Annotated in this window: 21 protein-coding genes; 5 read left to right on the top strand and 16 right to left on the bottom strand. The window is 71.8% G+C overall.

The annotated features are described in order from the left end of the window. Window positions 1-85: 85 nt before the first annotated feature. A complete protein-coding gene (locus OHB00_RS42570) occupies window positions 86-2,785 on the top strand; it encodes an ABC transporter permease subunit (RefSeq protein ID WP_406443180.1) in 2,700 nt (899 codons plus the stop codon). Window positions 2,786-2,806: 21 nt separating this feature from the next. Here OHB00_RS42570 and OHB00_RS42565 read toward each other — a convergent pair whose 3' ends face one another. The 5 genes from OHB00_RS42565 to fabG are packed head-to-tail and all read right to left on the bottom strand — an operon-like array spanning window position 2,807 to window position 8,275. Further along, window positions 2,807-3,601, bottom strand: coding sequence for an SDR family NAD(P)-dependent oxidoreductase (locus OHB00_RS42565; RefSeq protein ID WP_406443178.1), 795 nt, complete (start codon window positions 3,599-3,601; stop codon window positions 2,807-2,809). A gap of 16 nt (window positions 3,602-3,617) precedes the next feature. Next, on the bottom strand, window positions 3,618-4,826 hold the full coding sequence (locus OHB00_RS42560; RefSeq protein ID WP_406443176.1) for an acetyl-CoA acetyltransferase: 1,209 nt from the start codon (window positions 4,824-4,826) through the stop codon (window positions 3,618-3,620). Then, window positions 4,823-6,262, bottom strand: a complete 1,440-nt coding sequence (locus OHB00_RS42555) for an OB-fold domain-containing protein (RefSeq protein WP_406443174.1) — start codon at window positions 6,260-6,262, stop codon at window positions 4,823-4,825. Before OHB00_RS42555 ends, OHB00_RS42560 begins: the two co-directional genes overlap by 4 nt. A gap of 1 nt (window position 6,263) precedes the next feature. After that, the gene (locus OHB00_RS42550) at window positions 6,264-7,487 is read right to left on the bottom strand and encodes an acetyl-CoA C-acetyltransferase (RefSeq protein WP_406443172.1); all 1,224 of its coding nucleotides are present in this window, start codon (window positions 7,485-7,487) and stop codon (window positions 6,264-6,266) included. A gap of 41 nt (window positions 7,488-7,528) precedes the next feature. Then, window positions 7,529-8,275, bottom strand: a complete 747-nt coding sequence (fabG, locus tag OHB00_RS42545) for a 3-oxoacyl-ACP reductase FabG (RefSeq protein WP_406443171.1) — start codon at window positions 8,273-8,275, stop codon at window positions 7,529-7,531. A 117-nt stretch (window positions 8,276-8,392) separates the two neighbouring features. Here fabG and OHB00_RS42540 point away from each other — a divergent pair, with 117 nt between their 5' ends. Beyond that, entirely contained in the window at window positions 8,393-9,619 is a 1,227-nt protein-coding gene (locus OHB00_RS42540) for an acyl-CoA dehydrogenase family protein (protein ID WP_406443169.1), read from the top strand. Here OHB00_RS42540 and OHB00_RS42535 read toward each other — a convergent pair. Beyond that, a complete protein-coding gene (locus OHB00_RS42535) occupies window positions 9,606-10,178 on the bottom strand; it encodes a DUF2889 domain-containing protein (RefSeq protein ID WP_406443167.1) in 573 nt (190 codons plus the stop codon). The two genes, OHB00_RS42540 and OHB00_RS42535, sit on opposite strands and share 14 nt — an antisense overlap. Next, window positions 10,175-11,020, bottom strand: a complete 846-nt coding sequence (locus tag OHB00_RS42530) for an enoyl-CoA hydratase-related protein (RefSeq protein ID WP_406443165.1) — start codon at window positions 11,018-11,020, stop codon at window positions 10,175-10,177. The genes OHB00_RS42535 and OHB00_RS42530 overlap by 4 nt, the downstream gene beginning before the upstream one ends. Window positions 11,021-11,190: 170 nt before the next feature. On the opposite strand from OHB00_RS42530, the gene OHB00_RS42525 reads away from it, so the two are divergent. Together OHB00_RS42525 and OHB00_RS42520 are read left to right on the top strand one after the other, a co-directional pair. After that, a complete protein-coding gene (locus OHB00_RS42525) occupies window positions 11,191-11,994 on the top strand; it encodes a FadR/GntR family transcriptional regulator (protein WP_406443164.1) in 804 nt (267 codons plus the stop codon). Window positions 11,995-12,105: 111 nt separating this feature from the next. Continuing rightward, window positions 12,106-13,287, top strand: a complete 1,182-nt coding sequence (locus OHB00_RS42520; RefSeq protein WP_293990992.1) for an amidohydrolase family protein — start codon at window positions 12,106-12,108, stop codon at window positions 13,285-13,287. A gap of 37 nt (window positions 13,288-13,324) precedes the next feature. Here the strand turns inward: OHB00_RS42520 and OHB00_RS42515 are convergent, their stop codons facing one another. From OHB00_RS42515 to OHB00_RS42490, 6 genes are read right to left on the bottom strand one after another with little or no spacing between them, the layout of a single operon-like run. Next, window positions 13,325-14,419, bottom strand: coding sequence for a serine hydrolase domain-containing protein (locus tag OHB00_RS42515; protein ID WP_406443162.1), 1,095 nt, complete (start codon window positions 14,417-14,419; stop codon window positions 13,325-13,327). 4 nt (window positions 14,420-14,423) lie between these two features. Then, window positions 14,424-15,893 carry a class I adenylate-forming enzyme family protein gene (locus OHB00_RS42510; RefSeq protein ID WP_406443160.1) on the bottom strand — a complete coding sequence of 490 codons (1,470 nt, stop codon included), beginning with the start codon at window positions 15,891-15,893 and terminating at the stop codon, window positions 14,424-14,426. 4 nt (window positions 15,894-15,897) lie between these two features. Next, window positions 15,898-16,320: a MaoC/PaaZ C-terminal domain-containing protein gene (locus tag OHB00_RS42505; protein ID WP_406443159.1), complete on the bottom strand. Its 423-nt coding sequence runs from the start codon at window positions 16,318-16,320 to the stop codon at window positions 15,898-15,900. Beyond that, entirely contained in the window at window positions 16,317-16,769 is a 453-nt protein-coding gene (locus tag OHB00_RS42500) for a MaoC family dehydratase N-terminal domain-containing protein (protein WP_406443158.1), read from the bottom strand. The genes OHB00_RS42505 and OHB00_RS42500 overlap by 4 nt, the downstream gene beginning before the upstream one ends. Window positions 16,770-16,816: 47 nt before the next feature. After that, window positions 16,817-17,665: an enoyl-CoA hydratase-related protein gene (locus tag OHB00_RS42495; RefSeq protein ID WP_406443156.1), complete on the bottom strand. Its 849-nt coding sequence runs from the start codon at window positions 17,663-17,665 to the stop codon at window positions 16,817-16,819. Between the two features lie 5 nt (window positions 17,666-17,670). Beyond that, window positions 17,671-18,198 carry a PaaI family thioesterase gene (locus OHB00_RS42490; RefSeq protein ID WP_406443155.1) on the bottom strand — a complete coding sequence of 176 codons (528 nt, stop codon included), beginning with the start codon at window positions 18,196-18,198 and terminating at the stop codon, window positions 17,671-17,673. A gap of 139 nt (window positions 18,199-18,337) precedes the next feature. Between OHB00_RS42490 and OHB00_RS42485 the strand changes: the two genes are divergently transcribed. After that, entirely contained in the window at window positions 18,338-19,534 is a 1,197-nt protein-coding gene (locus tag OHB00_RS42485; protein ID WP_406443153.1) for a CaiB/BaiF CoA transferase family protein, read from the top strand. Window positions 19,535-19,568: 34 nt separating this feature from the next. Here the strand turns inward: OHB00_RS42485 and OHB00_RS42480 are convergent, their stop codons facing one another. From OHB00_RS42480 to OHB00_RS42470, 3 genes are read right to left on the bottom strand one after another with little or no spacing between them, the layout of a single operon-like run. Next, window positions 19,569-20,324: an SDR family NAD(P)-dependent oxidoreductase gene (locus OHB00_RS42480; RefSeq protein ID WP_406443151.1), complete on the bottom strand. Its 756-nt coding sequence runs from the start codon at window positions 20,322-20,324 to the stop codon at window positions 19,569-19,571. Continuing rightward, the gene (locus OHB00_RS42475; protein WP_406443150.1) at window positions 20,324-20,836 is read right to left on the bottom strand and encodes a nuclear transport factor 2 family protein; all 513 of its coding nucleotides are present in this window, start codon (window positions 20,834-20,836) and stop codon (window positions 20,324-20,326) included. The genes OHB00_RS42480 and OHB00_RS42475 overlap by 1 nt, the downstream gene beginning before the upstream one ends. Then, complete coding sequence (locus OHB00_RS42470; protein ID WP_406443148.1) at window positions 20,833-22,011, bottom strand: acyl-CoA dehydrogenase family protein; 1,179 nt, start codon at window positions 22,009-22,011, stop codon at window positions 20,833-20,835. Before OHB00_RS42470 ends, OHB00_RS42475 begins: the two co-directional genes overlap by 4 nt. Window positions 22,012-22,026: the final 15 nt, after the last annotated feature.

Raw genomic sequence — 22,026 nt, 5'->3', positions numbered from 1 at the left:
GGTGCATTTTTGGGTTAGTGAAGTACTCTCGGCACAATTATTTAAATAAATGTGCTGTCTGGCTGGCCTCTGGGAGGTTCCCCCGATGGACGACATCCTGCGTTTCGCCCTGCTCGGCCTGGGGCTCGGCGCGCTCTACGCCCTCACCGCGCACGGCATCGTGCTGGTCTACCGGGGCTCCGGTGTCCTGAACCTCGCGCACGGCGCGCTGGGGATGGCCGGCGCCTACGTGCAGTGGGAACTCGCCGCCAACCACGGCGTGCCGTACTGGCCGGCCGCCGCATGCGGGGTGCTCGCCTCCGCCGTACTGGGCGTACTCACCCATCTGCTGGTGATCCGGCCGCTGCGCAGGGCGTCCTCCCTGGCCCGGCTGGTCGGCACGCTCGCGGTGTTCATCGTGCTCACCGCGGTCGCCGTCAAGCGCTACGGTGACAGCCTGCAGTTGGTGCCCGGCAAACTGCCCACCCGGCTGCTGACCGTCGCCGGGGCCACGGTCTCCGAGGACCGCGTCTGGCTGCTCGGCATCGCGGTCGCCGTCACCGGGCTCCTGCATCTCCTCTACCGGCGCACCCTGTTCGGCCTGGGCACCACCGCGGTCGCGGAGAACGAGCACGCCGCCGCCTCGCTCGGCTGGTCCCCGGACCTGATCGCCACCGGCAACTGGGCCCTGGGCTCGGCACTCGCCGGCCTCACGGGCATCCTGATCGTGCCGGTCATCGGGCTGTCGGTGACCGGGCTGACCACCCTCCTGCTGAGCGCGCTGGCCGCCGCCCTGATCGGCAGGTTCTCGTCGTTCCCGGTCACCCTGGCGGGGGGCCTGGCCATCGGCGTCGTGCAGTCCGAACTGACCCGGTTCGGCACCGGCGTCACGGGGCTCGCTTCCTCGGTGCCCTTCCTTTTCATCGCGCTGGTGCTGGTCGCGCGCGGCCGGGCCCTCCCGCTGCGCGGCACGTTCGTGGACCGGCTGCCGGCTCTGGGCACCGGTCGGGTTCGCCCCCTGCCGCTGACCCTCACCGTCGCGGCCGGGCTGGTGCTGGTGAGCGTGTCGACTCCACTGTGGGCCGACGCGATCACCAGCACCCTGGTGCTCTCGCTGATCCTTCTGTCGATCATCGTGGTCACGGGGTACGCGGGGCAGGTCTCGCTCGCGGCCTACGCCCTCGCCGGCACCGGAGCGTTCATCGCCGGACACGCGGCGGCCGACTGGGGCTGGCCATTCGAACTCACCCTGCTGACAGGCGTGTTGGGTACGGTCCCGGTCGGCCTGCTGTTCGCGCTCCCGGCGGTCCGCACCCGTGGCATCAACCTGGCGATCATCACGCTCGGCCTCGGCACCACTCTGGAGGCGATGGTCTTCCAGAACACGGACCTGTCGACGACCGCCGGCAGCGACGGCATCGCGGTGGGCAGGCAGACGCTCTTCGGCATCAGCATCTCCGGAGTCGATCACCCGCAGCGGTACGCCGCCGTGGTGCTCGTGCTGTTCGTCGCCGCCGCACTCGTGGTCGCCAACGTGCGGCGCGGCAGAACCGGCCGCCGGCTCGTCGCCGTACGGGCGAACGAGCGGGCCGCCGCCGCCCTCGGCATCGACGTCCGCGCGGCCAAGCTCTATGCCTTCGGCCTGTCCGCGGCCATCGCCGCGCTCGCCGGAGTGCTCACCGGCTTCCGTTCGACCTCGGTGGTCTTCTCCGACTTCGACAGCTTCGACTCCATCACCGCGCTCGGTCTCGCCGTCATCGGCGGTGTCGGCTTCCTCGTGGGCCCGCTGTTCGGCGCCACGTTCGCCGCGGGCACGGTGGGGGCCCGGTTCGGGGACTGGTTGCTGCCGGGGCTGAGCGAGTGGATGCCGCTGATCGGCGGGGTCGTCCTGGTGCTGACGCTGGTCGGGAACCAGGACGGCATCGGCAAGGAGGTCGGCAGGCAGGCGGCGGGCGTGCGGCACAGGCTGTTCCCGAAGCGCGGAAGTGCGGTGCCACGAGAGAAGGCGGAAGCCGTCACGCCGGACGCCTCGCGCTGCACGCCGCTGCCCCTCCACGTCCGGGACCTGACCGTCCGCTACGGCGGTGTCGTCGCCGTCGACGGGCTCTCGCTGGACGTCGAGCCGGGCCGGGTCGTCGGTCTCATCGGGCCCAACGGCGCCGGCAAGACCTCCGCCATCGACGCCGTCACCGGTTTCACCCGGGCCGCCCGTGGCAGTGTGTGCCTCGGCGGGCGGGACGTGACCCGGGTGCCGGTGCACCGGAGAGCCTCGGCCGGGCTGAGCCGGTCCTTCCAGTCGCTGGAGCTGTTCGAGGACATGACGGTGCTGGACAACCTGTACGCGGCCTGCGACCGGCCCGGCCGGTGGGCGTACCTGACGGACCTCGTCCGCCCCGGGAGTCGCCCACTGCCGGCCCACGTACTCGTCGCGGTACGGGAGTTCGGCCTTCAGGACAGTCTGGACCGCTCGGTGGGCGACCTGTCGTACGGCGAGCGGCGGCTGCTGGCCATCGCCCGCGCGGTGGCGGCCGCGCCGTCCGTACTGCTCCTGGACGAACCGGCCGCCGGGCTGTCGGAGGACGAGACGCGGGAACTGGCCCGTCTGGTACGGCGACTCGCCGAGGACTGGGGCATGGGCGTCCTGCTCGTCGAGCACGACGTCGACATGGTGATGAGCGTCTGCGACCAGGTCGTGGTGCTGGACTTCGGGCGCCGGATCTGCGCGGGTACGCCGGAGGAGGTGCGCCGCGATCCGGCGGTGCGGGCGGCCTATCTGGGCGACCTGGAGCCGGAGGCGCTCGCGTGAGGAGCCCCTCCGGCGACGGCTTCAGGCGTCCCGCAGGTCCGCGACGTACGGCTGGTGGGACAGCAGGCCGCCGTCCACGCGCAGGGTGTGCCCGGTGATGAACGCGGACTCGTCACTGGCGAGGAAGACGACCGCCGCGGCGACGTCCTCCGGCCGGCCCAGGCGCGGCGTGAGGTGATGGCGCAGCATCGCCTCGCGGATCGCGCCGTGGGCCGAACCGGCGCTCGCCGGAGTGACGATGAACCCCGGGGCGATGGCGTTGCAGCGCACACCCTGCTTGCCGTACTGGGTGGCGACGTACTGCGTGAGGTTGACGATCGCGGCCTTCGAGGCGCCGTACGCGGGATTGCGGAGGTCGCCCGCGAGGCCGGCCCCGGACGAGGTGTTGATGACGGAGCCGCCGCCGCGGGCGATCATGTGCGGGACGGCGGCCTGGATCGCGACCATGGTGCCGCGCAGGTTGATGCGCATCGTGTCGTCCCAGACCGCCGGATCGGCCTCCCCGACAGCGAGATCCCGGCGGGCGGCCAGGTGGGTGGCCGCCGCGTTGTTGTGCAGGACGTCGAGGCCGCCGTACCTCTCCACCGCGGCGGCCACCATGGCCCGTACGCTGTCCACGTCACCGAGGTCGACCGGGACCGCGGTCGCGGAGCCGCCGGCGGCGCGGATCTGCTCCGTCACCTCCTTGGCGCCGTCGAGGTTCAGATCGGCGACCACCGTGTGCGCGCCCTCGGCCGCCACCCGACGTGCCGTGGCGGCGCCGATGCCCGACGCCGCCCCGGTGACGACGGCGATCCTGCCGTCGAGTCGTCCCATGCCTCGACCGCCTTTCCTACTTGGTGAGTTCACTGCCGACGACGGACACGAAGGACACGCATTCACCGGGTCCGCCGCCGAGGTTGTGGGTGAGTGCGAGCGAGCGTCCCTCGGCCACGGACTTCACCGTCCGCTCCGGCGGTGCCTCGCCGCGCAGTTGGAGCCAGGCCTCGAACATCATGCGCAGGCCCGAGGCGCCGATGGGATGGCCGAAGGCCTTGAGGCCGCCGTCCGGGTTGACGGGCAGCGGGCCGTCCAGGTCGAAGGCCCCGCTGGTGACGTCCTTCCAGGCCTGTCCGCGTGCGGAGAAGCCGAGGTCCTCCATCAGCACCAGTTCCGTGGGGGTGAAGCAGTCGTGCACCTCGGCGAGGGCGAGTTCGGCGCGCGGGTCGGTGATGCCCGCCTGCCGGTAGGCCTCCTGGGCGGAGGCGACGACCTCGGGGAAGGTGGTGAAGTCGTACTCCGGGTCGAGCAGCCCGTCCGCCGGGCCGGCGACGAAGGACAGCGCCTTCACGAAGACGGGTTTGTCCGTGTACCTGTGGGCGTCCTCGGCGCGTACGACGATCGCCGCCGCCGAACCGTCCGAGACGCCCGAGCAGTCGAACACGCCGAGCATGCCCGCGACGATCGGCGCCGACCGGATGCGTTCCAGCGGTACCTCCTTGCGGAACTGGGCACGGGGGTTGCGGGCGCCGTTGACGTGGTTCTTCCAGGCGATGCGGGTGATGACGTCCTTCAGTTCCGCTTCCGCGAGGCCGTACTTGGCGGCGTAGGCGGGGGCGAGGAGGGAGAAGTTCGCGGGGGCGGTGATCTCGCCGCGGCTGTCGTCGCCCGCGCCGGGGATGGCGGTGCCGGACAGCCCGGACATGCCGGAGTCCTTGAGCTTCTCCACGCCGACCGCCATCGCCACGTCGTAGGCGCCGGAGGCGACGGCGTAGCAGGCGTTGCGCAGGGCCTCGGAGCCGGTGGCGCACATGTTCTCGACGCGGGTGACCGGCTTGTTCGGCAGGCGCAAGGCCCGGCTCAGGGTCAGGCCGGAGACACCGGAGGCCTGGGTGCCGAACCAGAACGCGTCGATGTCGTCGAGCGTGATGCCGGCCGAGGTCACCGCCTCTCCGACGGCGTCCACCAGCAGATCGTCCGCCGAGCGGGTCCAGTGCTCGCCGAAGGGCGTGCAGCCCATGCCGACGATCGCGACCCGGTCCCGGATTCCGTGCGAGCTCATCCCTGTGTCTCCTCGGTCTCGCCCGTGCGCACCGGCCGGGCCTTCCAGAAGTAGTTGTGGATGCCGGACGCGGTGACCGTGCGCCGGAAGGTCATCTCCACCCGGGCGCCGATGACGGCGTCGGCCTCGGTCGCGTCGGTCAGCTGGCAGCGGAACCGGCCGCCGCCGTCGTAGTCGACGACCACGACGAGCATCGGCGGGCTCGGTGTGTACGCGAGCCGGTCCACGGTGAACGTCGCCACCGTGCCGCGTACCGCGTCCATCGGCTCGTCGGTCATGGCGTCGACGGCGTGGCAGGAGTGGCACACCCGGTCGGGCGGCAGGTGCCGGGTGCCGCACTTCTCGCAACGGGCGGCGACGAAGCCGTACTTCCAGCCGGTGCGGCGGTGCGCGGGCGGGGCGTAGGGCGGTTCGGGGTCCGGCCGGCGGGGCGGCTCGCGGTCGAGCAGGCCGCGCCAGGAGAGGTAGGCGGCGTACGGGATCGGGGGGCTGCCCGCGGCGATCTGGGCGGCGACCGGACGGGGGCTGCGGTGCGCGGGGAGGGCGTCGGTGGTGCGCAGCAGGAGGACTCCGGCGCCGTCACCGAGCACGACGAGGGCGATCAGCTCGCCGGGGCGTGCCCGGTCGAGGACGTCGGCGAGGAGCAGGCCGGGCTGGGCGGTCCCGGCGTTGCCGATCATGCCGGCGAGGTCGGCGGTGACCGCCCCTGGCCGCACCCCCGCCGTGCGCCGGACCGTCGCGCACGCGCGCGCGTGCAGGCCGCTGACGACGAAGTGGTCGATCGCGGCCCGCTCCAGGCCCGCGTGGTCGAGGGCGGCGGTCAGCGCCTTGTCCGCGAGGGACACGTAGATGTCCTCGGCGAACCGCTCCTCCCAGACCCGGGAGGCGGCGGCGCCGGGCAGCCGCCAGCGGTCGAGGATCTCGTCGCTGACGGTGTCGTGCGCGAGCAGTTCGGCGAGCACGGGAGAGCCGTTGCGGTGCCCGCCGAAGACGAACGCCGCGGCCCCGTCGCCGCCGGCGGCCTCGTCGGCGCCGCCGGGCAGGCCGGTGCGCAGGTCGGACAGGACGGCCAGGGTGGGGACCGGGGAGCGGGCGGCCGTGACCAGCGCGCCGAGCCCGGAGCGCACGGAGCCGGCCATGTCGGCGGCGAGGACGTGCGGGTCCAGGCCGAGGGACGCGTGCACGGCGGTCGCGTTCGTCTTGTCCAGGTACGCGGGCGCGGCGGTGGCCAGGAAGAGCTGCCCGACGCGGGGGCGCAGATCGCCGCGGGCCAGGGCCGTGCGGGCGGCCTCCACGGCCATCGACGTGGTGTCCTCGTCGTAGCCCGCGACGGCGCGGGTGCCCTGGGCGGCGGGTGTGCCGAGGGCGGCGGCGACATCCGCCCGGGCCAGTCGGTGGTACGGCACATGGGCGCCGTAGGCGATCAGTCCGGCCATGTCATCGTCCTCCGTGAGCTGTGTGTTCGAAGACCGCGGCGAGGCCCTGGCCGCCGCCGAGGCACATGGTCTCCAGGCCGTAGCGGGCCTGCCGGCGGTCCAGTTCGCGCAGCAGGGTGGCGAGGATGCGGCCGCCGGTGGCGCCGACGGGGTGACCGAGGGAGATGCCGGAGCCGTTGACGTTGAACCGCTCGAAGTCGGCCTCGGTCAGGGCCCATTCGCGGGTGCAGGCCAGGACCTGGGCGGCGAAGGCCTCGTTGAGTTCGATCAGGTCGATGTCGGCGAGCTTCAGGCCCGCGCGGTCCAGGGCCCTGGCCGTGGCGGGCACGGGCCCGATGCCCATCGTCCGGGGCGGCACGCCGACGACGGCCCAGGAGACCAGGCGGGCCAGCGGGCGCAGCCCGAGTTCGGCGGCGCGCTCCGGGTGGGTCACGACGCAGAGCGCGGCCCCGTCGTTCTGTCCGCTGGCGTTGCCCGCCGTGACGGTCGCCTCCGGGTCCTGCCGCCCGAGCACCGGACGCAGTCCGGCGAGCTTCTCCAACGTCGAGTCGGGGCGCGGGTGTTCGTCGGCGTCGACGACGCTCTCGCCTTTTCTGGTCCGTACGGTGACGGGCACGATCTCGTCGGCGAACCGGCCCTCCCGCTGGGCCGCGACGGCCTTCTCGTGCGAGCGCAGGGCGAGTTCGTCCTGTTCCTCGCGGGGGATGGCGTACGCGCGGCGCAGGTTCTCCGCCGTCTCCAGCATGCCGCCGGGGACCGGGTGGTTGACACCGCCGGAGGTGACCCGGCCGCGGGCCAGCCGGTCGTGCAGCGTGGTGCCCGCGCCGCGGACCCCCCAGCGCACGTCGGTGGTGTAGAACTCGGCCTGGCTCATCGACTCGGTGCCGCCGGCCAGGACGAGGTCGCTCGCGCCGGTCTGCACCTGCATCGCGGCGGTGACGACCGCCTGGAGTCCGGAGCCGCAGCGGCGGTCGATCTGGAGTCCGGGCACCTCCACCGGGAGCCCGGCGTCCAGGGCGGCGACGCGGCCGATGGCGGGGGCCTCGCCGTTGGGGTAGCACTGGCCGAGGATCACGTCGTCGACGGCCGTGGGCGGGATGCCGGTGCGCTCCAGGACGGCCCGTACGACGGTGGCCGCGAGTTGGGCCGCGGTCACCTCGCGGAAGACTCCCCCGTAGCCCCCGACCGGGGTCCGTATCGGTTCGCAGATCACCGCGTCACGCATCCGTCATGCCTTTCATCAGCGGGTACGAGGGGGACAGCCGCTCACATGTACCGGCCGCCGGTCACCTCGACCACGGCTCCGGTGACGTAGCTCGCCAGGTCGGAGGCGAGGAAGAGGACGACCTGGGCGACCTCGGCGGGTTCGCCCGCGCGGCCCAGCGGGATCTCGGCGAGCTTCGCGTCCCAGGCGGCCGGGGGCATCGCCTCGGTCATGGCGGTGCGGATCAGGCCCGGCTGGACGGCGTTGACCCGGATACCGGCCTTGGCGAGTTCCTTGGCGGAGGCCTTGGTGAGGCCGACCAGTCCGGCTTTGGCGGCGCTGTAGTTGGTCTGCCCGAAGTTGCCGACCTTGCCGGCGATGGAGGAGATGTTGACGATGCTGCCGCCCCGGCCGTGCGCGCGCATCGCCTCGGCGGCGTACCGGGTGCCGTTCCACGCGCCGGTGAGGTGGACGTCGACGACCGCGCGGAAGTCGGCGAGGGGCATCTTGCGCAGGGTCGCGTCCCGGGTGATCCCGGCGTTGTTGACCATGACGCCGACGGGACCGAAGACGTCGGCGCAGTGAGCCACGAGGGCGGCGACCTCGTCCTCGTCGGTGACGTCGCAGCGCACCGAGGTGGCTTCCACGCCGTTGCGGGCGAGGCTGTCGGCGGCCTCGGCCGCGGCCGCCTCGTTGATGTCGCCGAGGACGACGCGCGCCCCCTCGGCACCGAGCACGCCGGCGATCTCGAACCCGATGCCCTGTGCGCCGCCGGTGACCACGGCGTTCCGGCCGTCCAGCAGTCCCATGTCAGCCCGCCTCCGACGACTCGACACCGTTCCTCTTAAATAGATAACCTATTATGCTGAAACAATCAATACAGCGATCAGCTGTGCGGGCAGGGCCGGACGAGGAGCGGACCACAGGTGGACATCAGCTATCCCCCGGAGACCGAGACATTTCGCACCGAGGTCAGGGCGTTCCTCGCCGAGACGCTGCCGCCGGGCTGGAAGGGCATCGGCGCCCTGGACGAGGACGCCGCACGGGCCTTCGCCCGGGACTGGCGCCGCCGGCTCGTCGAGCGCGGCTACCTCTCGCTCACCTGGCCCGAGCGGTACGGCGGCCGGGGCCTGTCCAAGCTCCACCAGGTCGTACTGATGGAGGAACTCGCCCTGGCCGGTGTGCCGTTCGGGCTTCCGCAGGACACCTTCGGGGTGAAGATGCTGGCGAACACGCTGCTGCGCTGGGGCACGGAGGAGCAGAAGAGCCGTTTCCTCCCCCGCATCCTGAGCGGTGAGGACACCTGGTGCCAGGGGTACTCGGAGCCGGACGCGGGCTCCGACCTGGCGTCGCTGAAGACCCGGGCGGTGCGCGACGGCGAGGAGTGGGTGATCGACGGCCAGAAGGTGTGGACCTCCGGCGCCCACCACAGCGACTGGATCTTCGTCCTCGCCCGCACGAATCCGGACGCCCCCAAGCACCGAGGCATCTCGTTCCTTCTCGTACCGCTCGGCCGGCCCGGCGTCGAGGTGCGGCCGTTCCGCATGATGAGCGGTCAGCTGCACTTCAACGAGGTCTTCTTCGACGGCGCCCGAACCCGCGCCGATCTCGTCGTCGGGGGCGTGGACAACGGCTGGGCGGTCGCCCAGAGCCTGCTGGGTGTGGAACGCGGGGAGGAGGCGGCGACCAACCCGATCCTCTTCCGGGCCGAGGTGGAGCGCCTCGTGGAACTGGCGCGGCTGTACGGCAAGGACCGGGATCCGGTCGTCCGGCAGCGGATCGCCTGGTGCTGGTCCAAGGTGGAGATCATGCGCTGCCTCGGCTACCGGATCCTCACCGGCTGGCTCAAGGGCTCCGAGCCGGGTCCCGAGTCGTCGATCGCCAAGCTGTACTGGAGCGAGTACCACACCGAGGTCACCGATCTGGCGATGGACATCATGGGCCTGCACGGCCAGGTACCGGTCGGGCGAGGACCGCTGCGCACCTACCGCGCGGACGATCCCGGTGCCGCGAACACCTCGGCGTCCTGGTCGACGACGTACCTGATCGCCCGCTCCGGCACGATCTACGCGGGGACGTCCCAGGTGCAGCGGAACATCCTCGCGGAGAAGGTGCTGGGCCTGCCGCGCGAGCCCCGGCTCACGCGTCCGTAGTCCCCTGGAAGTGGCCGAGTTCCGGGACCGGGCGCGGGCCGGGGCCCGGGACCCAGCCCGCGTCGAGCTTGCGCAGGCCCACGCCGTCCGGCGCCCAGATGTGGCAGCTGTTCAGCACCCGCGCGGTGGCACGCGGGTCGTGGGACGCCGGTCCGGCCGCGCGGTTGCGGGCCGAGAGGGCCGACTGGACGACTGCCGGGCCGAGCGCGCGGGACAGTTCGTACAGGTGGGCGCACCCGGACACCCCGCGGAACCGTTCCTGGACGGCCCGGCTGTAGCCGGCGGTGACGCAGAGTCCCACCAGCTGGTCGAAGGCCGGCGTGATCAGCGGGCACTCGGCGTGCGGGAAGTCCTTCATGCCCGCCTCGGCCGCCACGATCACCATGTCCGCGAGGCGCACCCGCACGGCCAGCACCATGCGGTGGACGACCCCGCCCGGCGGCTTCTCCCAGGGGCGCTCGTCGCGCAGTTCCGCCTCGACCGAGATCTCGCCGCCGCCCTCCTCGTAGGCGGTGACGATGATCGTACGACGGTGCAGCGGGAGTTCGGCGCGTGTCATGACGAGGTCTCCTCCAGCTCCGGCACGTCCTCCGGCGCCGATACGCCCTCCCCCAGCGCCGGGAAGACCGGCGGGCGGCGCTCGATGAAGCTGAGCACGCCCTCGCGGTAGTCCGGGGCTCGTTTCGCCGTGGCCAGCAGGCCGGCGGCGTGGTCGCGGCTCTCGGTGAAGGTTCTCGCCTGGTCGTCGGCGAGCTGCCGCTTGATGAGGGACATCGCGTACGGGCTTGCCGAGCGGGCCAGTTCGCCCGCGTAGGCGAGGGCCTGCGGGAGGAGGTCGTCCGGCTCGGCCAGGCGGTTGACGAGGCCCATCGACAGGGCCTCCGTACCGGTGAGGCGGCGCGAGGACAGCAGCAGGTCGGCGGCGTTGCCGTAGCCGACGAGCCGGGGCAGGATCCAGGACACGCCGTCCTCGGCCACCAGCCCGCGCGCGCTGAAGGCGGCGGCGAACCTGGCGTGGGGCACGGCGAACCGGACGTCGCACATCAGGGCCTGGTTGAACCCGATGCCCGCGCACGCCCCGTTGACGGCCGCCACGACGGGCTTCGGGAAGGACATGGGCCGGGTGCGCGGGGGCAGTTGGCCGGTGGGCCACGGGCGGGCGCCGGACGACGCCCCGTCCAGCACGCTCATGTCCATCCCGGGGCAGAAGCTGCGCCCGGCGCCGGTGAGCACCACCGCCCGCACCCGGGGGTCCGCCTCCGCCCGGTCGAACAGCTCGTTGTAGAGCAGCTCCATCTCCAGCGTCCAGGCGTTGTGCCGCTCCGGCCGGTTCAGGGTGAGGAGCATGACACCGTCGTCGGCGAGTTCGGTGAGGATCACCGGGGTCGGGTTCTCGGTCATCGAGGTCACTCCCGCGTGCCTGCTGACTGTTTATAGATAGATGAATCATCTATATACCCATCGCACCCCGGGAGGCCAGACCAGGTCCCGACAAGGGAAGATCAACCGCGTCTTGACCTGGTACCCTCGATACACTAAGACGATTCATTTTGCTATATGAGGAGCCCACCGTGGCCGAGGCAGCCCGCGCAAGTGAAACGGCGGTCGTGCCCGCCCCTTCCCGCGGCCGCGTCGGCCGCCAGGTGCGGGTACCGAAGACCGCCGAACTCGTCGCCGCCCACCTGCGCCGCCAGATCGTCCGGGGCGAGCTGAAGCCGGGCGACGCACTGCCCCCGGAGTCGGGACTGATGGAGCAGTTCGGCATCTCCCGGCCGACCCTGCGCGAGGCCTTCCGCGTCCTGGAGTCGGAGTCCCTGATCACGGTACGCCGCGGGGCGCACGGCGGTGCCCGGGTGAGCGCGCCCGACGCGGATGTCGCCGCCCGCTTCGCCGGCCTGATCCTGGAGTACCGCGGCGCCACCCTGGGCGACCTCTACCGCGCGGCCGCCCTCATCGAGCCGCCCTGTGCCCGCCAGCTGGCCGGCAAGCACACCCCGGCCGACATCAAGCGGCTGCGCGACGCGGTGGCCGCCGAGAAGGCCGTCCTGGAGGACCCCCTGGCCCTGGTCGAGGCACAGGACACCTTCCACGCCCTGCTGGTCGAGCTCACCGGCAACCAGACCCTGATCCTGCTGTGCGGCATGGTGCGCAACATCATCGACCGCGCCAACGCCTCGTACACCGCGGCCACCACGGACGCCGAGACCCAGAAGGCGCAGGCCCTCAAGGGGCACCGCGCACACGTCCGGCTGGTCGGCCTGATCGAGTCCGGCAAGGCCGACGAGGCCGAGAAGCTCTGGCAGCGGCACATCTCCAGCGCCGACGACGTCGTGAACGCCGCCGGGCCCAAGACGGTCCTCGAACTCATCGACTGATCGGCGGCACCGACCGGCGAGCCACTCCGCACGTACCCCTTGCCTCCGAGAAACAGTTAGATAATTATAGAAGGCGTACTGAATAGCTCCTGGGGTCCGGAGGCGACGGCCATGGCCGAACAGCGCAAGCGAATCTTCGACTGCGACCAGCACATGTACGAGGAACGGGACTCCTTCACCCGCTACCTCCCGAAGGAGTTCCTCGGCGCGGCGGTCGCGCCGGTGACGCTGCCGGACGGGCGGGAGGTGATCCTCGCCGGGGACCGGATCGTCGTCTGCCTGGAGCCCGAGTTCGGGCAGGTCTACCGTCCCGGTTCGCTCAAGGAGATGCTCAAGGCGATGGCCTCGGGCAATCCCGAGGAGACGTACCAGTTCGAGCCGATGCACGAGTCGTACCAGAACCGCGAGGCCCGGCTGCGGGTCATGGACGAGCAGGGTCTGGACCAGAGCATCATGTACCCGGGCGGCTGGGCGCTGGTCGCCGAGGAGTACGTGAAGGGCGTCGAGCCGCTCTACGCCAACTACCACTCGTTCAACCGGTACATGAACGAGGTGTGGGGCTTCGACCACCAGGGCCGCATCTACGCCCCCGCCCTGCTCTCACTGCGCGACCTGGATCACGCGGTCAAGGAGCTGGAGTACGTCCTGGAGCAGGGCGCCCGCTTCATCCTGCTGCCCACCGGGCCGGTGTACGGCCGCTCGCCGGGCGACCCGTACTTCGACCCGTTCTGGAAGCTGGTCAACGAGGCCAAAGCCAGTGTGTGTTACCACATCAGCGAGTTCTACTACAACTCGCAGGTGGCCCCGTCCTGGGGCTTCGACCCGCACCCGATCCACTTCCGGATGTCGGCCTGGCAGTGGCAGAACACCTACGGCCAGCGCCCCATCGAGGAGACGCTGTCAGCGCTGATCTTCGACAACCTCTTCGGGCGTTTCCCCGACATCAACGTCCTGGTCTCGGAGTTCGGCTCCGAGTGGGTACCGCACTTCGTACGCCACATGGACAAGAGCCGGGGCATGGGCCGCAACGGCCCGTGGATCGGCGGGCAGTTGGACGAGCGCCCCAGCCAGGTCTTCCGCAAGCACATCCGCGTGGTGCCCTACCCCGAGGACGACATCGTGGACGTCGTCAGGCGTCTCGGCTACCACGAGTCCATCGTCATGGGCTCCGACTTCCCGCACGCGGAGGGCCTGGCCGAGCCGGCCGACTTCCGCAAGCTCATCGCGGAACTCGACGAGTCCGCCCAGGACGACATCATGTTCCACAACGCCCAGCAGCTGATCACGCGCTGAGCCGCGAGTGATCCCGCCTGGCGGCGGCCCCGGTCGGTCAGACCAGGGCCGCCGCCAGGTTCGCGATGTCGGCGAGCAGGGCGGTGCCGCGCGGCGAGTGGTCGTAGCCGGCGAGCGGGTAACCGTTGCTCAGACAGGCGAAGGACAGGCCGGACACCGGGTCCATGAAGCCCAGTTGGTAGGCGGCTCCGGCGCTGCCGAACAGCGCCGGCGAGCCGGTCGCCGGCAGGTTGCTGCCCGCGTCGGGGCCGGCCACGGTCACGAACAGCCCCATGCTGGTACGGCGACCGCCGCCGCCCCCGTAGCTCTGGTCCCCGTACGGATGGTCCGTCAGCCGGATCCGGGTGCCCTCCGCCACCGCCGCAGGCTTCCACAAGCCCGAGTGCACCAGCGCCTGGAAGTACAGGGCGACGTCGGCGGCTGTGGCGACCAGGGCGTGGCTGGGTTCGCCGGCCGCCAGGACCTCCGGTTCGGCCAGGTACCACGGCCCCCACGGGTCGGGCTCCTGGTCCTCGCCGGTGCGATCGGTGGCGAGCATCGGGGCGACGCTGCCCGGTTGCCGGTCCACCGGCACCCCCAGTTCGATCGACGACAGGCCGAGCGGCCGTACGATCCGCTCGCGCAGGTAGTCCGCGAAGGCGAGACCCGTGCGCCGCTCGACGATCTCGGCGATGAGCCAGGCGGCCGAGGTGAGGTGGAACTGGAGGCGGCTGCCCGGCGGGTAGTCCAGCCGCCAGCGCCCGAAGGCGGCGAGCCGCTGCTCTCGGTGGAGCATCTTGGGATGTCCGAGGGGGGCGAAGGGGAATCCGGCGGTGTGCGTGAGCACCTGCTCGACGGTCACCGTCTCCTTCCCGTTCGGCGCGAACTCCGGAATGATCGCGGCGACCCGTTCGCCCACGTCGAGGAGCCCCTCCCCGATCAGCTTCCACACCACGCCGGCCACGATCGAGCGTCCGACGGACTGGAGGACGTACCGGGTGCCGGCGTGTGCGTCGCCGTAGGTCTCGAAGGCCACCAGCCGGCCGTCGTGGGCCACGGCCACCTGTGCGGACGGCAGCGGTCCGTGCTCGACCTCCCGGCGGATGCGGTGGAGAAGGGTGTCGAGTCGCTCCGGGTCGACGGGTTCGGGCACTTGTTCATCCTTCGTTCGGTTCGTACGGCTCGTACGGCTCCCGCAGGCGACGCCGTACGACCTTGCCGTTGGCGTTGCGCGGCAGGTCGTCCACGAACCACCAGCGGACGGGGACCTTGAATCCGGACAGCCGGGCGCGCATGTGGCTCCTGAGGGCCGCCGGTGGTGGCGGGGCGTCGGGGTCGGCCGGTACGACGAAGGCGACGACCGTCTGTCCGAGCCGCTCGTCCGGCACGCCGGCGACCGCCGCGTCCGCTACGCCGGGATGCGCGGCCAGGACCGTCTCCACCTCCAGCGGGTGCACGTTCTCGCCACCACGGATGATCATGTCCGTGCGCCGGCCGAGGAGGTAGAGGTAGCCGTCCTCCGTGATCCGGCCCAGGTCGCCGCTGTGCAGCCAGCCTTCGGCGTCCGTCCGGAAGAAATGACCGGCGCGGGCATGGATCTCGCCGATGCCGTCCGGCCCCGCGTCGGCCACCCTGACCTCGACCCCGGGGGCGGGCCGTCCCACCGACCGCAGCAGCTCGGTGCGCCCCGCGACCGCTTCCCGGTGGTCCTCGGGGGTGAGCACGCTGATCGGCGAGCCCTCGGTCTGGCCGAACATGTTGAGCATGCGGACGCCAGGCATCGCCTCGTACGTCCGCCGCAGGGTGCCGGGGCGTACGGGTGCGCCCCCGTACTGGAGGGTTCGCAGGGTCTCGTGCCGTGCCTCACCCGCGGCCAGCAGGGTCTCCAGCATCGCCGGAACCATGCTGGTGTGCGTGGTGCCGAGCTCTCGCAGCAGAGTCCAGCCCTCGACGGTGAACCGGGGCAGGCCGGTGATGAGCGCGCCGGCGGCGAGGGCGACGGCGATGTTGCCGAGGCCCGCGATGTGGTGGAAGGGGGCGCTGCCGCCGTAGAAGCTGTCGGGGTCGAGCCCGCAGAGGTGCCCGTTGACGCGGGCCCGCGCGGCCAGGCGCCGCTGGGTCATGGGGACGGGTTTGGGCAGGCCGGTCGTCCCCGAGGTGTGCAGCACGGCGGCGAGTTCGTCGGGGCGGGCCACCAACGTCCGGGTAGCGCTGGATAGTTCAGGGACGAGGGCGACCCGTCGGCCGGAGAGCCGGGCGACCTGTCCGGCGAGGTCGTTGAACTCGGGCTGCGCCACCACGACCTGCGCCGGCATCTGCTTGACCACTGCTGCGATCTCGTGCGCGGTCATGCGGACGCCGAGCGGGGCGAGCGGGTGGCCGGATCCGGCTCCGCCGACCACCAGCGCGAGAGCGTCGGCGGAGGTGGCGACCAGGGCCGGGACCGGGACGCCGGGCTCCGGGCCGAGCACGTCCAGCCAGTCGGCCGCGCCGGCCGCCCGGTCGAGGAGTTCTCTTCCTGTCCAGGTCAGGTCTCCGAAGCGGACGGCCGGGCGGGTGTGGTCGTAGGCGCGGCTCACCATGGCGGTCCAGGTCGCCGCCTGCTCCGTCCGCTGGACGGGGGTCACCGGCTCAGGGCTCCAGGCGGGCCGCCGCGGTGCCGGTGACCACCTCGACGCCGTGCTGGTTGACGGTGCGCAGCGTGAAGTGGGCGACCGGGGCGCCGGGCGTGTCGTCGATCGACTCGACGGTGGCCGTGGCGGTGAGGGTGTCGCCGGGCCAGACCTGGGCCTTGAAGCGCACGCCGTAGCGCAGCAGCGACTCGGGGCCGACCCAGTCGGTCAGGATCCGGCCGGTCATGCCCATCGTGAGCATGCCGTGGGCGAAGACGCCGGGGTATCCCGCGGCTTCGACGGCGAACCGTTCGTCGGTGTGCAGCGGGTTGAAGTCACCGGAGGCGCCGGCGTACTGCACGATCCGGGTGCGCTTCAGATCGCCGACGAGGACACGCTCACGGGTCTCGCCGACCTTGATGTCCGCGGTGCTCAGGCTCATCGGGTGTCCTTCGGGGTCGCGGGGCCCTCGGGTACGACGGCCACGGTCACGGCGCTGACCACGGACTCGCCGTCCGCGTCCAGGTACTCGGTGATGCGCTCGCTGAAGAGCAGCCGGCCGCTGCGGCCCTGCTTCTCCCAGCTGCGTCCGGCGACGGTGTGGGCGTAGAGCGTCTCGCCGGCGCGCACCGGGCGGTGGTACTCGAAGTGCTGTTCGGCGTGGAGCCCGCCGCCGCCCTCGGCCATCACCCCGGCTTCGCCGCCGGAGCCGAACCACTCCTGGTCCGGCTTGGGCCGCAGGTGGTAGTCGGGGTCGTAGTGAGCGCTCGACATGGTGAAGGTGGGCGGGGCGACGGCCGTCTCGCCCTGGTACGCGGGGTGTTCGTCGCCGATGGCGCGGGCGAACATCATGATGTGCCCGGCCTCGACGGGGAACGGCTGCCCTGTCATCGTCGTGCTCCTCGCTCGAAACAGCAGGTCGGTGTCGAATCAGCGGGTCAGTACGGCAGGAACGCCTCGCGGGTGGCCTCGTCAGGGTCGAAGTCCGCCGGCAGGCCCTCGAACTTCGGCTCCCGCTTCTCCACGAAGCTCGCCACGCCCTCGCGGAAGTCCGGCGAGCCCGCGAAGAACTCCATGGCGGAGTAGGAGCGGGCGAGGGCGTCGGTGAAGGTGCGGTCCAGGTCGCCGTACACCTGGTGGCGTACGACGGCCATGGCGCGCGGGGAGCAGTTGCGGGCGATGTCCCGGGCGTAGGCGCGGGCGGCGTCCAACAGGTCCTCCGGTTCGACGACGCGGCTGACGAGGCCCAGTTCCCTGGCCTCGTCGGCGTCGAAGACCCGGCCCGACAGCAGCAGGTCGAGGGCGTTCTCCAGGCCGATGACGCGCGGCAGCACGTACGGCAGGTTGTACTCGCCGGCCAGGCCGCGCCGGGTGAACGCGGTGGTGAAGCGGGCGCCGCGGGCGGCGAAGCGGATGTCGCAGATCAGTGCCTGGACCAGGCCGATGCCCGCGCAGGCGCCGTTGACGGCGGCGATCAACGGCTTCGGCAGGTCGCGTCTGCTGTACATGGGGACGCGGGCGTGGAGGTTCAGGGACTGGCCCGGCTGTGCGTTCTGCTCCAGGCGCTGGACGTCCATGCCCGGGCAGAAGGCCCGGCCCGCGCCCGTCACGATCACGACGCGGACGGCCGGGTCCTGCGCGGCCTCGTCGAGGAGCGCGAAGAAGCGGCGCTCCATGGGGATGCTCCAGGCGTTCTTGCGCTCGGGCCGGTTGAGGGTGACGGTGGCGACGCCGTCCTCGTCGACCTCGTACAGCACCAGGTCGTCCTGGGCGGGCTCCTCGGTCATCGCGGTCACTCCTCCGTCAGGGGGTCGGCGGGGTCGTCGGTGGGAGGGATGGAGTCGATCGGGTCGCCGACGCCGGGCCGCTCCCCGGAGATGGTCACCACGACCTGCCCCCTGGCGCAGACGACCCCGTCGGTCATCACGTCGACGTCGGCGAAGTGCAGCCTGTGGCCGCGCCGGACGCAGCGCGCGTAGGCGACGGCCTCGCGGCCACGGGCGGGCGCCAGGTACTGCACCGACATCGACACGGTGCTGAGCCGGCTGCCCTTGGTGAAGTCGTGCCCGGCGATGACGGCTCCGGCGCCCGCGGTGTCGATGAGCGCCGAGATCACCCCGCCGTGGAAGACGTCCTCGTGGGCGGAGAGGGACGGGGCGTAGGGCAGCACGATCTCCACGGCATCCGGGTCCCAGCGGGTCACGCGGATGCGGCAGTGGCGGTTGAAGGCGACCCCGCGCTCCCAGCGGGCCCGGAACCAGACCCGTCGTTCCCGCTGCTCCTGGTCGGTGAGGGTCCTCGCCGCGACGGTCATCCGCATGCCCTCCGATTTCGGTCCCTCGACCGAGCCATATAGTTACATGAATTGGATAGATCAGCAATCAAGCGGGGCGCGATCTCGACGCCAGATGTATTATTTATATAACTCATTGGTTGCTCGTGAACAGAGGGAGACCTCGATGCCGTCGACCGCCCTGGCCGGGATCCGCGTCCTCGATCTGTCCCGCATCCTCGCCGCGCCTCTGGCCACCCAGATGCTGGCCGACCTGGGCGCCGAGGTGATCAAGGTCGAACGGCCCGGCACGGGCGACGACTCACGGACCTACGGACCGCCGTTCGCGCCGGGGACGGACACCGCCGCCTTCTACCTCTCCTGCAACCGCAACAAGCGATCGGTCACCGTCGACCACGCCAGTGCCGAGGGGCAGGAGGTGATCCGCGCCCTCGCCGCCCGCTCGGACGTACTGGTCGAGAACTTCCGCACCGGGACACTGGCCAAGTACGGCCTGGACCACGAGAGCCTGCGGGAGCTCAACCCGCGGCTCGTCTACCTCTCGGTGACGGGCTTCGGCCAGAGCGGGCCGTACGCCCAGCGGCCCGGCTACGACGGCGTCTTCCAGGCCATGTCCGGGATGATGAGCGTCTCCGGGCACCCCGAGGAGCCCATGAAGGTCGGGGTCAGCATGGTCGACATCCTCACCGGCCTGTACGCCGCCACGGCCGTGCTCGCGGCCCTGCGGCACCGGGACGCCACCGGCGAGGGCCAGTTCGTCGACCTGTCCCTGCTGGACTGCGGGCTGGCCTCGCTGTCGCACTTCGCGATGAACTACCTGGTCTCCGGCGAGGTGCCGGCCCGGCGGGGCAACGGGGGATACGGCGGGATCCCGTCCCAGGCGTTCCAGTGCAAGGACAAGCCACTGTTCCTCGTCGCGGGCAACGACAGGCAGTTCGCCGCGTTCTGCACGGCCGCCGACCGCACCGACCTGCTCCGGGACCCCCGGTTCGCCACCACCTCCGCGCGGATCGCCCACCGCGTCGAGATCCTGCCGGTGCTGGAGGCGATCCTGCGCACCCGGACCCGGGACGAGTGGCTGACGGTTCTCGACGAACACGACGTCCCGGCAGGCCCGTTCAACGAGATGCCCGAGGTCTTCGCCGACCCGCAGATACGGCACCGGGGCATGCTCGTCGAGGTCGAGGACCCGGTCTCGGGACGACTGCCGTTGCTCGCCAATCCGATCCGGTTCACGGCGACGCCGATCGAGGGCTACACCCGGCCGCCCGCGCTGGGCGAGCACACCAGCGAAGTCCTCACCGAACTGGGCGGGTTGACGGCAGCCCAGGTCGAGGGACTGCGGGCGCGGGGCATCGTGTGACGCCCCGCCGCCCCTGACGGATCACGGCCTCCGGCTACCCGATCAGGGTCCGGCCGCCCTCCAGCATCAGCGTCGCCCCGGTCAGATAGGCCATGTCGTCGCTGACCAGGGCGGCGACCGCCCGCCCGATGTCCGCCTCCGGGTCGCCCATCCGGCCCAGCGGGATGCCGGCGACCACGCTGTCGGCCCTCTCCGGATGGGCGGCGAAGTACGCCTGTGCCGCCGGGCTCAGCGCGGCCGGGCAGACCACGTTCACCCGGATTCCGTAGGCGCCCCACTCCCTGGCGGCGACGCGCGTCAGCCCCCGGATGGCCTCCTTGGCCATCGCGTAGGCCCCGAAGCCCACTTCGCCCAGTACCGCGGCCGACGAGCCGAGGTTGACGACGCTGCCACGGCCGGCCTTCAGATGAGGAAGGGCCGACTGCATCGCGTGGAATGCCGCCAACGGGCCGCTGCGATAGGTGAGTTCCAGGTCGTCGTACGACGTCTGTTCCAGGCGGTGCTGCACGGAGCTCTGCGCGTTGTTGACGAGCACGTCCAGGCCGCCGAACTCCCGGACCGTCTCGGCCACCATGCGGTCGACGTCGGCCCGTTCGCCCACGTCCCCGACGACGGTGTGCACCCGCCCGCCGCGCTCGGCGATCATCCGCGCGGTCTGCTTGAGTCTGTCCCCGGTACGGCCCGTGATCACCACGGCCGCGCCCTCGGCCGCGAGCGCGAGGGCGATTCCGCGGCCGACGCCCTGCCCGCCGCCGGTGACCAGCGCCGTTTTCCCCGTCAACCGCCGCATCACGTCTCCTTCCAGAAGGGGCCCCAGGTGGGGAAGGCGTCCGGCAGCGCGGGTTCCCCTGCGCCCTCCCAGCCTTCGAAGCCCACCCGCTGCGGGCGTTCGGTCACGTCTGCCGCGTACCAGTGCTGCTCGCGGCGCCGGGAGAAGTACCACTCGCCGTCCACGCGCGCGTAGTCGTCGAGGTAGCGGATCGCCATCACGATCCACCGCTCCCCCACCTCGTGCTCGGCACGGCAGTACACGGAGCCGGTGGCCGTGTCACGGCCGGTGAACTCGATCCGGTGGCCGCAGAGCTGGTGGACCGACCGCTGGAATCCCCGGACCAGTGGCTCGATGTGCGCCAGCAGTGCCGCCCGGCCCCGGCCGCGGCGGCCCATGTCCACGTCGGGCCGGAAGCAGCCCGCCCAGGCGTCGAGGTCGCGGGCGTCCACCGCGAGCGCGTAGCGGACGGGCAGTTGCTGGATGGCCAGGTGCGATTCGACGCGGTCGAGGCGTTCCTCCAGGGGTGTCATGGCCGGGGCTCCTTGGGCAGGCCGAGGAGCTGCTCGCCGATGATGTTGCGCTGGATCTCGCTGGAGCCGCCGTAGATCGTCTCGGCCAGGGACAGCAGGAAGGAGCGCTGCCGCGTGTCCAGGCCGTAGTCGGCGCCGATGATCTGCCCGGCGGGGCCCGCCAGCTCCTGTGCCAGGTGGCCGAGTTGCTGGTGACGGGTGGAGGCGTACAGCTTGGCCGTGCTGGCCTGGGCGCCCGGGGTGCGGCCCGCGGTCAGTTCGGCGAGGGTGCGCAGGTTGGTGGTGCGCATGATGCGCACGGAGATCCAGGCGTCGACGATGCGGCGGCGCAGCATCGGGTCGTCGAGCGCGCCCCGCTCCCGGGCCAGGTCGATCAGCGCCTCGGCCTCCCGTTCGAAGGTGAGCTGCTGGGGCAGGAGCGTGGTACCGCGTTCGATGCCCAGCGTGGCCATCGCGGTGCGCCAGCCCTCGCCGACCTCGCCGACGGCCATGTCCGCGCCGGTCCGGGCGTCGGAGAGGAACACCTCGGCGAACTCGTCCTGGCCGGCGAGATTGCGGATGGGACGGATCTCCACGCCCGGCTGGTCGGTGGGCAGGAGCAGCATGGTGAGCCCCTTGTGCCGGACGGAGTCCGGGTCGGTGCGGGCGAGGACGTAGAGCCAGTCGGCGTGGACGCCGAAGGACGTCCACACCTTCTGGCCGCTCACCACCCACGCCTCGCCGTCGCGCTCGGCGCGGGTGCGCACCGAGGCCAGGTCGGAGCCGGCGCCGGGCTCGCTGAAGCCCTGGCCCCACAGTTCCCGGACGGCGAGGATCGGCGGCAGGAAGCGGCGTTTCTGGCCCTCGTCGCCCATCCTGAGCAGCATCGGACCGAGCAGGTCGAGGGCGTTGCCGGTGGCCCGGTAGGGGGCGTTCGCGCGGGCGTACTCGTACTCGAAGACGATCTCCTCCAGGAGCCCGAGCCCCCGGCCCCCGTACTCCCGTGGCCAGCCCACGCCCAGCCAGCCGCCCGTCGAGAGTTCACGGTCCCAGGCCAGGCGGACCTCCCAGGCCGCGCCGTCGGTGGGCCCGCCGACGCCCCGGTGTGCCGCGAACTCCCCCACGAGATGGTCCGCCAGCCAGTCCCGCAGTTCGTCTCGGAAGTCGCGTACGGCGGGTCCGAAGTCCAGCTCCATGTGTGCCTCTCCCTG

Origin of the sequence: Streptomyces sp. NBC_00631 (assembly GCF_045206895.1) — a bacterium.
Lineage (GTDB): Bacteria > Actinomycetota > Actinomycetes > Streptomycetales > Streptomycetaceae > Streptomyces.
Note: the sequence above shows the minus strand (reverse complement) of the source record. Positions and strands in the feature narration are given on the sequence as shown.